Annotated in this window: 12 protein-coding genes; 4 read left to right on the top strand and 8 right to left on the bottom strand. The window is 56.0% G+C overall.

Translation table 11 applies throughout. From position 1 onward, the window contains the following. Positions 1–93 precede the first annotated feature (93 nt). Entirely contained in the window at positions 94–936 is an 843-nt protein-coding gene (locus ACI94_RS01590) for a proline/glycine betaine ABC transporter permease (protein WP_066954269.1), read from the bottom strand. Then, positions 923–2,008 carry a glycine betaine/L-proline ABC transporter ATP-binding protein gene (locus tag ACI94_RS01585; RefSeq protein ID WP_286681017.1) on the bottom strand — a complete coding sequence of 362 codons (1,086 nt, stop codon included), beginning with the start codon at positions 2,006–2,008 and terminating at the stop codon, positions 923–925. Before ACI94_RS01585 ends, ACI94_RS01590 begins: the two co-directional genes overlap by 14 nt. Before the next feature lie 605 nt (positions 2,009–2,613). Between ACI94_RS01585 and ACI94_RS01580 the strand changes: the two genes are divergently transcribed. Then, positions 2,614–3,801 carry an argininosuccinate synthase gene (locus ACI94_RS01580; RefSeq protein ID WP_066954278.1) on the top strand — a complete coding sequence of 396 codons (1,188 nt, stop codon included), beginning with the start codon at positions 2,614–2,616 and terminating at the stop codon, positions 3,799–3,801. 9 nt (positions 3,802–3,810) lie between these two features. Here the strand turns inward: ACI94_RS01580 and ACI94_RS01575 are convergent, their stop codons facing one another. Continuing rightward, a complete protein-coding gene (locus tag ACI94_RS01575) occupies positions 3,811–4,215 on the bottom strand; it encodes a pyridoxamine 5'-phosphate oxidase family protein (protein ID WP_066954282.1) in 405 nt (134 codons plus the stop codon). A gap of 473 nt (positions 4,216–4,688) precedes the next feature. Between ACI94_RS01575 and ACI94_RS01570 the strand changes: the two genes are divergently transcribed. Next, a complete protein-coding gene (locus ACI94_RS01570) occupies positions 4,689–6,185 on the top strand; it encodes a methanogenesis marker 14 protein (RefSeq protein ID WP_066954284.1) in 1,497 nt (498 codons plus the stop codon). 12 nt (positions 6,186–6,197) lie between these two features. Further along, complete coding sequence (locus tag ACI94_RS01565) at positions 6,198–6,431, top strand: hypothetical protein (RefSeq protein ID WP_066954287.1); 234 nt, start codon at positions 6,198–6,200, stop codon at positions 6,429–6,431. A 185-nt stretch (positions 6,432–6,616) separates the two neighbouring features. On the opposite strand, the gene argF is transcribed toward ACI94_RS01565, so the two are convergent. The 4 genes from argF to ACI94_RS01545 are packed head-to-tail and all read right to left on the bottom strand — an operon-like array spanning position 6,617 to position 9,868. Beyond that, a complete protein-coding gene (gene argF / locus ACI94_RS01560) occupies positions 6,617–7,546 on the bottom strand; it encodes an ornithine carbamoyltransferase (RefSeq protein ID WP_066954290.1) in 930 nt (309 codons plus the stop codon). Next, complete coding sequence (gene purD / locus ACI94_RS01555) at positions 7,543–8,835, bottom strand: phosphoribosylamine--glycine ligase (protein WP_286681016.1); 1,293 nt, start codon at positions 8,833–8,835, stop codon at positions 7,543–7,545. The genes argF and purD overlap by 4 nt, the downstream gene beginning before the upstream one ends. 26 nt (positions 8,836–8,861) lie before the next feature. After that, positions 8,862–9,374, bottom strand: a complete 513-nt coding sequence (pyrE, locus tag ACI94_RS01550; RefSeq protein WP_066954293.1) for an orotate phosphoribosyltransferase — start codon at positions 9,372–9,374, stop codon at positions 8,862–8,864. Further along, the gene (locus tag ACI94_RS01545; RefSeq protein WP_066954706.1) at positions 9,368–9,868 is read right to left on the bottom strand and encodes a CDP-2,3-bis-(O-geranylgeranyl)-sn-glycerol synthase; all 501 of its coding nucleotides are present in this window, start codon (positions 9,866–9,868) and stop codon (positions 9,368–9,370) included. Before ACI94_RS01545 ends, pyrE begins: the two co-directional genes overlap by 7 nt. Before the next feature lie 138 nt (positions 9,869–10,006). Here ACI94_RS01545 and tes point away from each other — a divergent pair, with 138 nt between their 5' ends. After that, entirely contained in the window at positions 10,007–11,476 is a 1,470-nt protein-coding gene (tes, locus tag ACI94_RS01540) for a tetraether lipid synthase Tes (protein WP_066954296.1), read from the top strand. 224 nt (positions 11,477–11,700) lie between these two features. Here tes and ACI94_RS01535 read toward each other — a convergent pair whose 3' ends face one another. Next, a complete protein-coding gene (locus ACI94_RS01535) occupies positions 11,701–12,639 on the bottom strand; it encodes an ornithine cyclodeaminase family protein (protein WP_066954299.1) in 939 nt (312 codons plus the stop codon). Positions 12,640–12,842: the final 203 nt, after the last annotated feature.

Genomic DNA, 12,842 nt, shown 5'->3' with positions numbered 1-12,842 from the left:
GCTGATCATCCGCCGTCTCTTCGGTCAATATGACGATGAATGCCGGAAGATGAGCCAGCCTCCCGTTCCCCTCAAAAATAATATTGAGATGGATCACTGGTTCTCGTGCTGGGGTACAAGATTCTGGGTGATCCGGTCAAGGATGATCGCAATGATCACGATAGCGAGCCCCGCCTCAAATCCCATACCAATGTCTACCCGCTGGATGCCCACAAGCACCTGATACCCAAGACCCGCTGCTCCGATCATCGATGCGATGACGGTCATCGAGAGGGCAAGCATGATGCACTGGTTCACCCCGGCCATGATGGTGGGCAGAGCAACCGGAAGTTGCACTTTGAGAAGTTTCTGGCCGGGTGTTGAGCCGAAGGCATCCGCAACCTCGATCAACTCCTTGGGCACCTGTCGGATCCCAAGGTTGGTGAGGCGCAGCGCCGGCGGCATCGCAAAGACGACCGTCGCGATGGTCCCCGGCACGTTCCCGAGGCCGAAGAAGATCACTGCAGGGATCAGGTAGACAAACGAGGGCATCGTCTGCATGAAGTCGAGGATCGGTCTGAGTACAGCATTCAGCGGTTCACTCCTTGCAGCCGCGATCCCGAGCGGGATCGATATCGCGAGCGCAAGACCTGTTGAGACAAGGACGAGCGCCAGGGTGAGCATGGCGAGATTCCAGAGCTGGAGGTTCCAGATCAGCAACAGACCGAGCGCCGTGAGTGCCGCCAGTTTGATATCGCGCCGGGTGACGAACCAGACCAGCACGCTTACAAGGACGATCAGGACCGGCGCCGGTATAGCGAGCAGGAGATCCTGCAGTCCGCTGATGAGGAATCCGAGCGCATCACTGACCCCATCAAGCAACCAGCCGAAGTACTGCTCGATCCAGTCCACGAGCGCTTCAATTGCATCTCCCACAGGGAGTTTAGGCAGTTGCATTGATATCCTCCCCCTTTCGTGCCAGGGCAGCGAGTATGGCACCCCGGAATACTAATCCCCGAAGTCTGTTTTCGTCATCAACCACCGCAACAGGATAAGGACTCCCGGCGATTACTGATATGATGTCGGTAAGTGGGGTGTCAAGCGCCACGGTCGGGATCTCGGTGTTGATGATCTCCTCAAGCCCCTTGCCCGCACGTACTGCTTTGAGAGTATCTTCGAGCGTAACGAGACCTTTGAGGCGGCGATCGCGGTCGACCACAAATACGCTCCCGATATCGTGCTCTTCCATGAGGTGCAGGGCAACCCTCGGTCCCGCGGTGCACCGGGCGACCGGTTCGGGGTGGCGCATCACGTCGCTTGCCGAGAGGACCCTTGTCAGGTCGACGTCGGTGACGAACTTCTCGACGTAAGCGTTCTCGGGATTCGTCAGGATCTCCTCAGGTGTCCCGATCTGCACGATCGCACCATCTTTCATCAAGGCAATACGGTCGCCGAGCTTCAAAGCCTCATCCAGGTCGTGGGTGACGAAGATGATCGTTTTGCTGAGCCGCTGCTGAAGATCGAGCAGTTCATCCTGCATATCCCTGCGGATGAGGGGATCGAGGGCACTGAACGCCTCATCCATCAAGAGGATATCGGGGTCGCTCGTGAGGGCACGGGCAAGCCCAACACGCTGCTTCATGCCACCGGAGAGTTCACTGGGCATGCTTTCCCCATAACCGCCGAGTCCCACTAATTTGAGCGTTTCTTCGGCTTTCTTGCGGCGCTCTTCTACCGGTACACCCTGGATCTCAAGACCAAAAGCGACATTATCAAGGACCGTCCGGTGTGGGAGGAGAGCAAAGTTCTGAAAGACCATACCCAACTTCCGCCGCCGGATCTCCCGGAGTTCCTCGCGGTTCATCTCGACAATATTTTTGCCGTCGATCCATACCTCGCCCTCAGTTGGGTCGATGAGCCGGTTGATACAGCGCAGAAGCGTTGATTTTCCACTCCCGGACAACCCCATCAGGACGAATGTCTCGCCCGGCATAACCTCAAACGAGACATTATTGAGGGCCAGCGTCATACCTGTCTCTTCATAAATCTCCTGTTTTGAGCGTCCGGAACGATGGAGTGCCAGCACTTTTTCAGGATTCTCACCGAATACTTTGGTCAGATCTCTGACGCTGATTATTGGTTGTAATAATTTTGTGTCCCCTACGGGTAACTTTTCAAAAATAACGAAACCCTCCAGTTTTCACAATTACTATTTCATCTATTTTATAATTTTTGTTTATCCAAAAGACTCTATATTCAGAATTATTTTTATTTTTACGCCATTTTTTGGAGTTTTTTGAGATAGAATATAATCATGAGCGCCATCCCGTAATTCACTCACAGTTTGAGAATTATTCCTCATATTATGTCCATTTTCCCAGATTCCGAACTTTCGCTCATCTGCACTGGAAGTCCCAGTCGCGCAATAGGATCCTGATGCCTAGGCAGGCTCATCTATACCCCTCAGGCACATACTCCCAGATATCCCCGAGCCCCAAGAGATACTGAAAAAGGCTCAGATTCCACCCAGTGTGCCCGTCCATACCATTTCTTTTATTGTGTGAAAGGTCATACAATTGTAGATTACTCCAGACAGTCTGACTGACTGAGATCAAGAACGCGGAGATCAGTACCATGGAAAAGGGAAAAGTCGTCCTTGCATTTTCCGGAGGCCTCGATACCTCCGTCTGTATCCCCCTCCTGCGCGAGCACTATGGATTCGATGAGATCATAACCGTCGCAGTCGACGTTGGCCAGCCCGAGGAGGAGATCGTCCGGGCAACAGAGAAAGGCCAGATGCTCGCGGACAAGCACTACACTATCGATGCCAAAGAGAAGTTTATATCCGACTGTATCTTCCCCTCGATAAAAGCGAACGGGTCGTATGAGGGTTACCCGATGGGCACGGCGCTCGCACGCCCGCTGATTGCCGAGGAGATCGTAAAGGTCGCACAGCAGGAAGGCGCCTCGAAGATTGCACACGGCTGTACCGGAAAAGGAAACGACCAGCTCCGTTTTGACTTCATCTTCCGGTCCGCAGGCTACGATATCATCGCACCGATGCGGGAGATGAACCTGACACGCGAGTGGGAGATCTGCTATGCACAGGAGCACAACATTCCGGTTCCCGTAGCAAAGGAGAAGCCCTACAGTGTCGACGAGAACTGCTGGAGCCGGAGCATAGAGGGAGGCAAACTCGAGGATCCGGCCTTCCACCCGCCCGAGGAGATCTACGCCTGGACTGTATCGCCAAAAGACGCCCCGGATACCATGGAAGAGATTCAGATCGAGTTCGAGAAAGGTGTCCCGGTTGCCCTCAACGGCAAGAGGCTCCCCGGCATCGCCCTGATCCGGGAGCTGAACCAGATTGCAGGCAGAAACGGCGTCGGCCGCAACGACATGGTCGAGGACCGGATCCTGGGCTTGAAGGCCCGCGAGATCTACGAACACCCGGCCGCAACCGTTCTCCTTGCCGCGCACCGGGACCTCGAGCACCTCGTCCTGACCCGTTCGGAACTCGCGTTCAAGCATATCGTCGACGACAAGTGGTCCGAACTCGCTTATATGGGGCTTGTGCACGAGCCGCTCTTCCACGCTTTAACCGCATTCATCGATACAACGCAGGAGCGGATGAACGGCACCGTGGACGTCGGTCTCTATAAAGGCAGCGTCAAGGTCCTCGGTCGGAGTTCGGATGCCGCGCTCTACTCAGACGATCTGGTCTCCTTCGACTCGAAGACGATCGATCAGAATTACGCTGTTGGGTTCTCGCATTTCTTTGGACTGCAGGCACGCCTGCTCAAAAACCTCAAGAAGTGCTGAGAGAGGTGCTTACAGCACCTTCTTCCCCGCCTCTTTTCCCGGCGTGCACTCGAAGACGTCGGTGATCTTGATGATGATGAGGGACTTCGCCGGGAACTTATCGTTCTTTGCCTTCATCTGATCGCGGAACTTTTCGTACTCCGGGCCGGAGGTCCGGATCTCGGCTGAGCCTTTTATCTGGAAGCACCGTTTGGAGTCCTGGTCGTAGAAGTAGAGAGCAACAAGAGGATTTTCTTTGAGGTTTTCAAGCGTCTTTACCATGTAATTATCCATAATCCAGATTGTGTCGTCGGCCGCGAGCTGGATCGATGCCATTGGCGCCACGTTCGGGACGCCGCTCTTTGAAGCAGTGGCCATCGGCATGACTTTGGTCTTTGTAAATATCTCCTTAACTTCGCCTGAAAGCGCAACCATGCGATTCACCATCCTGGGGGGCGGATCGGGCACGGCGGGGTGCCTCAACCCGTCCGATAGTCTGGTTATCCGTGCTGTGCGTATATAACACCTCTGCCAATGGCGTCGTCATGTGGAGTATGGTTAACAATCGCGCGAGTTTTGCATTTTCAGAGTACAACAGAATCATTCAATCGTAAATACCACGTCTTTTGCGCCGTTTTGTGAGTCGATAGTGGGCGTAGTGAACGATTCAGGTGCAACGAGGGCGCGAAGGCTGCATAGGGAGGAGTTTAAGCAGACCTGAAGTTATGCTTGACTACACCCGCCTCTGACTGGCGAATCCAGCAAATTCTGCAAACACTCCATAAAATGCCATCGTCCTGTTCCTTGGCCCGGATCAAGAGATCCTTTGAGCGGCTTATCTTTTCTGAGTCCCGATACCGTATGCGGGCATGGAAAGATATAAAGTAAGAGACGGGAAAAAAACTACTATGTGTGCCCGATTTTTGGAGCGCTTTTTCAAACCTACTCCGCATATCGTCGAGAGCCCCCCTCCACCATCTATCTCCCATGGAGCGGGTGCAGGTGTTCCCGAGTACCGGGTGAAGCCCTATTTTATCGTGGCATCCGTCGAGATGGGCAATACGACGACCAAGTGCATCCTGACCGGCACGAACCTCGAGACGGGCAGATCGTATATCATCAACAAGACCGTGACTATGAGCCGCGACGTCCGACCCCCAAAGCCGGGTGAGACGATCTTTGGGGAGACTCTGGACGGCACGAAGTTAACAAGGGAGTCGGTCACGGAACTGGTGCGTGATACTCTGATCCAGTGCCACAACGAGGCACACCTGAGTATCAAGGATGATCTCGACTTCGTCGTCAGGAGCACCGGCGTTGTGGCGGCGATGGACTCCCCGGACCAGGTCGGGGACTTCATCATCGCTCTTGCGAACGGCTGTCTTGCGGCGGGGGTCCCTCCGCGGAAGATGACGCCGCCGATGTCGATCGACAACCTCCCCCCGAAACTCCGACCGTACTCGTTTGCAGATAAACTGGTCTTTGTCGGTGCCGTCGCTGGCGTGGTGCCGCCGGTAGGGTGCACCGGCGTTGAGATGGTTGCAAACGAGATGGAAGGGGAACTCGCGATGGCAGGCATCAAGGAGGGGGCCAAGTGGACGCCGGTCGACTTCCGGAATCCCTGCATATCGATCGACTTCGGGACCACGCTGGATGGCCGGATCACGAGCGATGTCGCCCCGGACGATCCGAACCCGTTCGCCCAGACGATCGGGAACTTCTGCGGGCTTGCCGGCGCCATCCCCGACTCGATCGTCCGTGGAACCGGGCTTGTGAAGGAGCGGACTGGAACAGCCCTCGACCTCTTTGGCGACCACAGCATCAAGGGCGCATTCGGAGGCCGGAAACGCTCCATCGTCGAGGAGTACGTCGATCGGTGCCACGAGCATATCGATATTCGCATCGTTCCACCCGACAGGACGAGGTTTGGGCGGGTCCCGGTCTGTGCCGACGTAGCCGACAAGTCGGGCGTCGCTCTCATCGGGTGTGACTGCGGTGTCAACGGCAGCGATATGCCCGTGCTCGAGGAGATCGGGCATGAGATCTACCAGGAGCACGGCACGGGAATGCTGGCCGAGGTCGTTGACAGGGTCTGTGCGAGGATGGCGCTCCGGCTCATCGATGTTGCCGTCGAGAAGGGAATGGTCCCACCGAACTCATCGATCGGATTCACCGGAAGGGCGGCAATCTCTGGGAGAAAACCCGAGTATATCCTCGAGGGGATCATGGAGCGGAACCTCTATGATAACCCAAACGACCACCTGGTCTTTGTAGACGATGGTCTTGCCCGGGGAGCGGCGCTGATGGGGCGGTGTATGAACTCTCTCGGTAAACCCAAGGCCCCGCTCGGCGGAGTCCGGGGAGGGCCATGTATTATGTCCCGCCGGATCAAAATAGGAAAGTAGGATCTGGTAGCAATGGCTGATGAAGAACTGTTTGATCTGCTTGTCCCCCCGGGCGTGCCGAGGAAGATGATCTACGATGTCGTCGAGAAGTACGACGTTGAAGTGGTCCGGCGGCCGCAGAGACTATCGTTTGCAAATATGGACGGGGATGTGAGGGAGTTACTGGCATTCCGCGGCAAGAGAGAGGTCGTCGAAGAGGTGCAAAAATACCTCTTTGAGCAACTCAAAGAGTTCATCGCGGAATAAATACACTTTTTTTTGAATCGCTGCACCGGGATTACCCGGCTAGGATATAGTCCCGGGTTATTGTGTTCACCTCTCAAAAAAAAGTCTGCGGCCGGGTTCAATCAGGGATCCGCGGCAACAGATCAGGGGTATCCAGGATCGACTCCACCCCGTTGAACTTGCGGGTGGAGCGGTCGCGAGATGGTTTAATCCGTCTTCGGCATTTCGCCGGCAATCAGCCGCACCAGGAGAGCCTTCTGTGCATGGAGCCGATTCTCAGCCTGGTCCCAGACGATGCTCTGCGGCCCTTCCATCACCTCATCGGAGATCTCCTCGCCCCGGTGGGCAGGGAGGCAGTGCATCACGAGAGCATCGGGTGACGCCAGTTCAAGAAGGCGGGAGTCTATTGTATAGTTCTTGAGGGCCCGCAGGCGTTCCGCACGCTCCTGCTCATCGCCCATGGAGACCCAGATATCGGTGTAGAGGATGTCCGCATCCCTAACTGCGTCAGCAGGATCCGTGACGACGCTGACCCGGCTGCCCCGCGCCCGCGCCTGCTCGATGATCGCATCTTTTGGCTGGTAGCCCTTGGGGCTTGCGACCACAATCTCCATCCCGGTCAGGGACGAGGAGAGGATCCATGAGTTGCATACATTGTTGCCATCCCCGATCCAGGCGAGTTTTAAGTCGTGGAGGTCCCGGAACCGCTCGCTCAAGGTCATTATATCAGCCAGAACCTGACAGGGGTGCAGCCGGTCGGAGAGCCCGTTGATGACCGGGACAGTCGAGTAACGGGCGAACTCCTCGATGGTGGCGTGACTGTAGGCACGGATCATCACGGCATCGACATAGCGGGCAAGTACTCGTGCCGTATCCCGGAGTTCCTCACCACGCCCAAGCTGCATATCCTGCGGGTTCAGGAAGAGTGCATGGCCGCCGAGATCGGTCATCCCGACCTCGAACGAGACCCGGGTGCGGGTGGACGCCTTCTCAAAGATCATCGCAAGGCTTTTTCCTTTGAGATATTCGTGCGCGGTCCCTGAGCGCTTCAACCGCTTCAGGTGCTTTGCGTCGGCGATGATACTCTCCAGTTCGTCTTTGTCGATATCGATGATCGAAAGGAAGTCCCTTTTCATGCAATCTCCCTCATATGCTGGCACCGCTTCTCGAGGATCTCACGGGTGCCGATATCCCTGCGGTGGAAGACACGACCAACGACGGAGGATGCCGCCTTCTCGGCTATCGCCTCAGCCTCCTCAAGTGTATCGCCCCTCCCGACGAACGCGAGCGTCCGTGACGTCAGGGTGTAGAGCGTCCCGTCCCGCTCCTCAACATTTGCATAGTATAGGAGAGCGTCGCCGTAATCCCCGAGGGTGAGAGGCGCGCCTGTTACCGGGGCCGCCGGATAACCCTCGGGGACGAGGTATTTGCAGACCGTCGCTTTACGAGCAAACCGGACATCCGACGGCGAGAGGTTTCCCTCAGTAACATGATAGACGATCTCGGTGAAATCGGACTCAAGGAGGGAGAGAACGTTCATTGCCTCAGGATCTCCGAAACGGGCGTTGAACTCGATGACCTTAGGACCGTCGCGGGTGTTCATGAACTGGCCATAGAGGATCCCCTTGTACGGAGTCCCTTCGGCGCGCATGGCAGCGACTGTATCCTTCATAATCTGGAGTGCTTTCTCATAGTCGGACTGGGAGACGAAGGGGAGCATGTGGTCTGGCAGGGAGTATGATCCCATCCCGCCGGTATTTGGTCCCACATCCCCCTCGTATGCACGCTTGTGATCCTGCACGAGCGGCATGGGCACCAGGTGTTCGCCATCGACAAACGCCTGAAGGGTGAATTCCTCCCCGATGAGCCGCTCCTCAAGCACGACGTTTCCGCCGATCTCCCGGACGTACTCAATAGCACCCGCTGCATCGACGTGCTCGCCCATGATCCGCACACCCTTCCCCCCGGTCAGGCCGATCGGCTTAATGGCGAGATCGCCGTTGTAGGTCTCGATGAACTGCCCAGCCTCCTCGGGGTCGTGGAAGACCTGGTATTCAGGACATCCCTCGATCCCGTGCCGCTCCATCAGCCGGCGACAGAACGCTTTATCGGTTTCAATCCGGGCCGCGGCACGCGTCGGTCCGAGAGACGGTATCCCTGCCGCCGCAAGACCATCGACGATACCTGCTTCAAGGGGCGCCTCTGGCCCGATGACCGCAACGTCAACCGCGTTCTCGGTGGCAAACCGTATTATCTCTTGAATATTGGTCTCTTTTTCAAGGAGCGTTCGCTCTGCAATCCGGAATATTCCCGGATTCTTGCGTGCCATAACAGAAAATATTCTCACGTCCCTGTTGCAGGAAAGCGCCCTGGTGATCGCATGCTCTCTGCCACCACCACCTACAACGAGTACTTTCATATCCATCATATTCGCCTGCTCGAAAAAAATGTTTATCCGTTCAGTAGCTCACTGACCCGCACAAGCGCCATAAGCGATACGCCAATTTCAGCAAGCGCCCTATCAGCGCCCGCTTCCCGGTCAACAACGGTCACCACCCGGTCGACATGGGCGCCTGCGGCACGCAGCGCTTCAATCCCATAGAGGGCGCTTCCTCCGGATGTGGTCACATCCTCAACGAGCAGTACGTTTTTGCCGCTCACGTCGCCGATGATCGTCCCGGCCTTGCCGTGATCCTTTTCCGTTTTCCTGATGATTGCGTAGGGTCGCCCGCTTGCAAGCGAGACGGCGACAGCAATCGGGACAGCACCGACGGCCACTCCAGCCACCGTATCAAACTCCTGATCTTTGGCAATGGCTTCTCCGATTGCTGCAAGAACCGTAGGATTTGTTGTTGCAGCTTTGATGTCGATGTAATAAGAACTTCTGGCTCCGGACGCGAGGACAAAGTCCCCGAACTCGATAGCCCTGCTCTCAATCAACAGTTTCGCGATTGGGTTTACCATGGTACGTCTTTAACTCCGATGTAGTAGCCGATAATGTTCACTATTCGGTGAAGCAGAGGTGTCATGATGATGATCCAGACTGCAATGGGTAAGGTAATATTCTCGAACAACCACTGGGGGTAAATCAGGAGGATGAGCAGAAAGGAACCGATAACTAAGTCATACTGATCGGCCAGGAACCAGGACTCGCCCCGCTCCTTGCCCAGCCTCCGCTTCAGGAAGCTCTTGGCAAGATCGCCAAGGAGCGCGCCTGACGAAAGCAGCGTAACGGAGAGGATGGTCTGGTGGGGAAGAGCTGTCAGGTCAAATGCTCTCCACGCCCAGATCTGTATGAGACCGACCAGCACCCCACAGAGTACACCGCCGAAGAATCCTCGGTAGGTCTTACCGTCGCCGAAGATTCGCCTGCCATCACCGCATGTCTTACCAAAGTCGATTGGGGTCCCGCCGCCGAAGACTGCAGCCGCTGAATTCGGCACATATGCCGGAAGCATAGCCCATAACGCCGCAAATAGCGCTATGACCCAGTATCCCATGTCCGTATTAACAATCGTCAATGTTCAGTATAATCAGTAAATATAAAGATTAAAGTGTCGAAGTATGAGATACGGAAAGATGGGCACGGTGAGAGAATGCTAATAAAAAAGACAAAGAGCCTCTGCCCAACATGTGGTCGCGTGCTCGACGCCGAGATTGTTGAGGAGGAGGGAAAGGTTTGGCTGGTCCGTACCTGCTCTGAGCACGGCATGTACCGGGCCCTCTACTGGTCGGACGCGGAGATGTACAAGCGATTCGACGCCTATGAGCGTATCGGGAAAGGACTTTTAAACCCGCAGACGACCACGTCCCCCGCAGGATGCCCTCACGACTGCGGTGTCTGTCAGAATCATCGGTCAACGACGTTGCTTGCAAACATTGACCTGACAAACCGGTGCAACCTCAATTGCGACTTTTGCTTTGCAAATGCCCGAGCATGTGGTTTCGTCTACGAGCCAACCTATGATCAGGTTGTCGGAATGCTCCGCATGCTGCGCGAGGAGAAACCCGTCCCCACACCAGCCGTCCAGTTCTCAGGCGGTGAACCGACGCTGCGTGAGGATCTCCCCGACCTCATCAGAAAGGCGAAAGAGATTGGGCTGTATCAGGTTCAGATCGCGACAAACGGTATTCGGCTTGCGCAAGAGCCTGATTACGCCAGAGTGTTGAAAGAGGCGGGACTCTCCACAGTCTACCTGCACTTTGACGGCATAACCAAAGAGACCAATACAAAGATCGCAAGCGACAAGCGTGCCATAGAAAATTGCGAAAAGATCGGTCTGGGAGTGGTGCTGGTGCCCACGGTCATCAAGGGCAGAAATGACCATGAGGTGGGCGACATCATCAGATATGCAGCAGAGCATATCAAGACCATCCGGGGTGTCAACTTCCAGCCGGTGGCGTTCACCGGGGCGGCGAGTGAGGATGACGTCAGGAAAGAGCGGATAACCATCCCGGAACTTACAGAGCGGATCGAGGAGCAGACAGGCGGCGTTATCAAGAAAGATTACTTCTATCCTGTGCCCTGTGTCGTCCCGATCTCCGAACTCGTTGAGGCATATACCGGCAAACCCCAGGTCACGTTCACCACGCACCAGCACTGCGGAGCAGCGACGTACGTCTTCGTCACTGATGAGGGAATGGTTCCGATTAACAAGATGGTGGATGTCGATGCCTTCTTTGAGTCGGTCGAGAAGATGAAGACGAAACTCTCGAAAGGCGGGTCGCTGAATAAGTATATGACCCTCGTCGAGGGCGTCAAGGATCTCTACAATTCAACGAGGAAGGCGGAACAGAAGAATACCGGGGAGTTCCTGAAACTGATCGGAAAGACGCTCGTGATGCAGAACTTCGAGGCCCTGCGAGAGTTCCACTGGAATGCCCTCTTCATCGGCACGATGCACTTCATGGACAACTACAACTACGACCTCTCCCGGGTGGAGCGCTGCTGTATCCACTACGCGACTCCAGACGGCCGTCTGATCCCGTTCTGCACATACAACAGTGGTCCCATCTACCGAGAAAAGGTCTGGAAAGCCTTCGCACAACCCCAGAAAGACGAGTAACACTCAAATAAACGCTGGGATGGGCTCGATGATCCTTCCCAGGACCGCTTTTTTTAGATTACAGGAGGCCGCTTCGTCGGCTGTTCCGGGCGTGGCGTGCTCAATCATAGGTGCCTTCAGGAAAAAGTTGCGAGTTTTGGTACCGGCTAGAGCAGCGCGCATATCACAAGACACAGATCGCCGATGACCACCCGGGGCCGGTGAGCGGACTTAACTGGCGCCAGTCAGGGGAACGGCAGTTCGTATCCGTCCTCCTCCCGCACGACGAGAGCAGCGATGGCGAGGTCCTGTATGGCAAGCCCTGTGGAATCGAATATCGTGATCGCTTCAGGAGACGACCGCCCAATCTTTCCGATAACCACCTCGCCGAGGGTTCCCGCAATCTGCGCCGCATTGTAGATCCCGGTGCTGATCGGGACGTTCACTTCTCCAGAGTGAACCGCCTGACCGAGATCGTCAACGAAAACCTCAGATTTTAGCAGGAGCGCAGGATCCAGCTCCTGTTTGCCGGGAGCATCCGCGCCGATGGCATTGATATGCGTCCCCTCGCGGATCCAGTCGGCTTTCACGATCGGTTTGGTCGACGGTGTCGTCGTAAATAGCACGTCGCAGTCACAGGCGCGCTCAATCGAGACGGCACGAGCATTGTATTCGGAATATTTGGTAGCAAACGCTTCTGCACTCTTCTCCGTCTGACTCCAGACCAGGATCTCCTCGATCTTGAGCGCTGCAGCCGTCGCATCGACAAGCGCCTCCGCCTGCCGTCCGGCTCCGATGACGCCCAGGCTGACGGAATCCCAGGGTGAGAGGTGCTTTGCCGCGACAGCTCCCGCCGCCCCGGTACGCATTGCCGTAAGTTCGGTGGCGTTGACAAGCGCCTTCGGCATACCGGTCTCCACGTCGATGAGCACCGTGAGCGCCATCACGGTAGGAAGTCCTCGCGCCCGGTTGTGCGGGTGAACGTTGACGATCTTGACTCCGGCAATTCCGAGCGCAGGAAGGTAGGCCGGCATCGTCCTAAAGTCCCCCCTCTCAACAAACGTCACGTAGACCTTAGGCGGCATCTGAACGTTACCTCTCCCGTGCTCAGCAAAAACCGCTTCAATTGCCAGATTTACTGCGGGGTACGGCGGATATCCAGACTGAACCGGGTAGTACTTCATTTCGCGATCACCTCGCGGCAAGGTGGCCAAATCCTCCATCCGGGATGGGTTGCCGCAGGTAGAGATTGCGGTGCGGTAGAGAGATGCATAGAGATCCTCTCCATACTCCGGGATGATTAACCTGGATGCAAAAAAGTCTAATGTGGGGGAGGAACCCCAAACACAATCGTCAGATTCGCCCGCCCTGCACGCCCCGTATCGAG

It is taken from the genome of Methanoculleus sp. DTU007 (assembly GCF_001512385.1).
In the GTDB taxonomy this organism is placed as follows: domain Archaea; phylum Halobacteriota; class Methanomicrobia; order Methanomicrobiales; family Methanoculleaceae; genus Methanoculleus; species Methanoculleus thermophilus.
The sequence above is the reverse complement of the archived record's forward strand: the minus strand, read 5'-3'. Positions and strand labels throughout refer to the sequence as shown.

Excerpts from the sequence above, each read along its gene's own strand:
- ACI94_RS01590 (WP_066954269.1), bottom strand. The coding sequence starts at position 936 with ATGCAACTGCCTAAACTCCCTGTGGGAGATGCAATTGAAGCGCTCGTG.
- ACI94_RS01585 (WP_286681017.1), bottom strand. The coding sequence starts at position 2,008 with ATGACGCTGGCCCTCAATAATGTCTCGTTTGAGGTTATGCCGGGCGAG.
- ACI94_RS01580 (WP_066954278.1), top strand. The coding sequence starts at position 2,614 with ATGGAAAAGGGAAAAGTCGTCCTTGCATTTTCCGGAGGCCTCGATACC.
- ACI94_RS01575 (WP_066954282.1), bottom strand. The coding sequence starts at position 4,215 with ATGGTTGCGCTTTCAGGCGAAGTTAAGGAGATATTTACAAAGACCAAA.
- ACI94_RS01570 (WP_066954284.1), top strand. The coding sequence starts at position 4,689 with ATGTGTGCCCGATTTTTGGAGCGCTTTTTCAAACCTACTCCGCATATC.
- ACI94_RS01565 (WP_066954287.1), top strand. The coding sequence starts at position 6,198 with ATGGCTGATGAAGAACTGTTTGATCTGCTTGTCCCCCCGGGCGTGCCG.
- argF (WP_066954290.1), bottom strand. The coding sequence starts at position 7,546 with ATGAAAAGGGACTTCCTTTCGATCATCGATATCGACAAAGACGAACTG.
- purD (WP_286681016.1), bottom strand. The coding sequence starts at position 8,835 with ATGGATATGAAAGTACTCGTTGTAGGTGGTGGTGGCAGAGAGCATGCG.
- pyrE (WP_066954293.1), bottom strand. The coding sequence starts at position 9,374 with ATGGTAAACCCAATCGCGAAACTGTTGATTGAGAGCAGGGCTATCGAG.
- ACI94_RS01545 (WP_066954706.1), bottom strand. The coding sequence starts at position 9,868 with ATGCTTCCGGCATATGTGCCGAATTCAGCGGCTGCAGTCTTCGGCGGC.
- tes (WP_066954296.1), top strand. The coding sequence starts at position 10,007 with ATGCTAATAAAAAAGACAAAGAGCCTCTGCCCAACATGTGGTCGCGTG.
- ACI94_RS01535 (WP_066954299.1), bottom strand. The coding sequence starts at position 12,639 with ATGAAGTACTACCCGGTTCAGTCTGGATATCCGCCGTACCCCGCAGTA.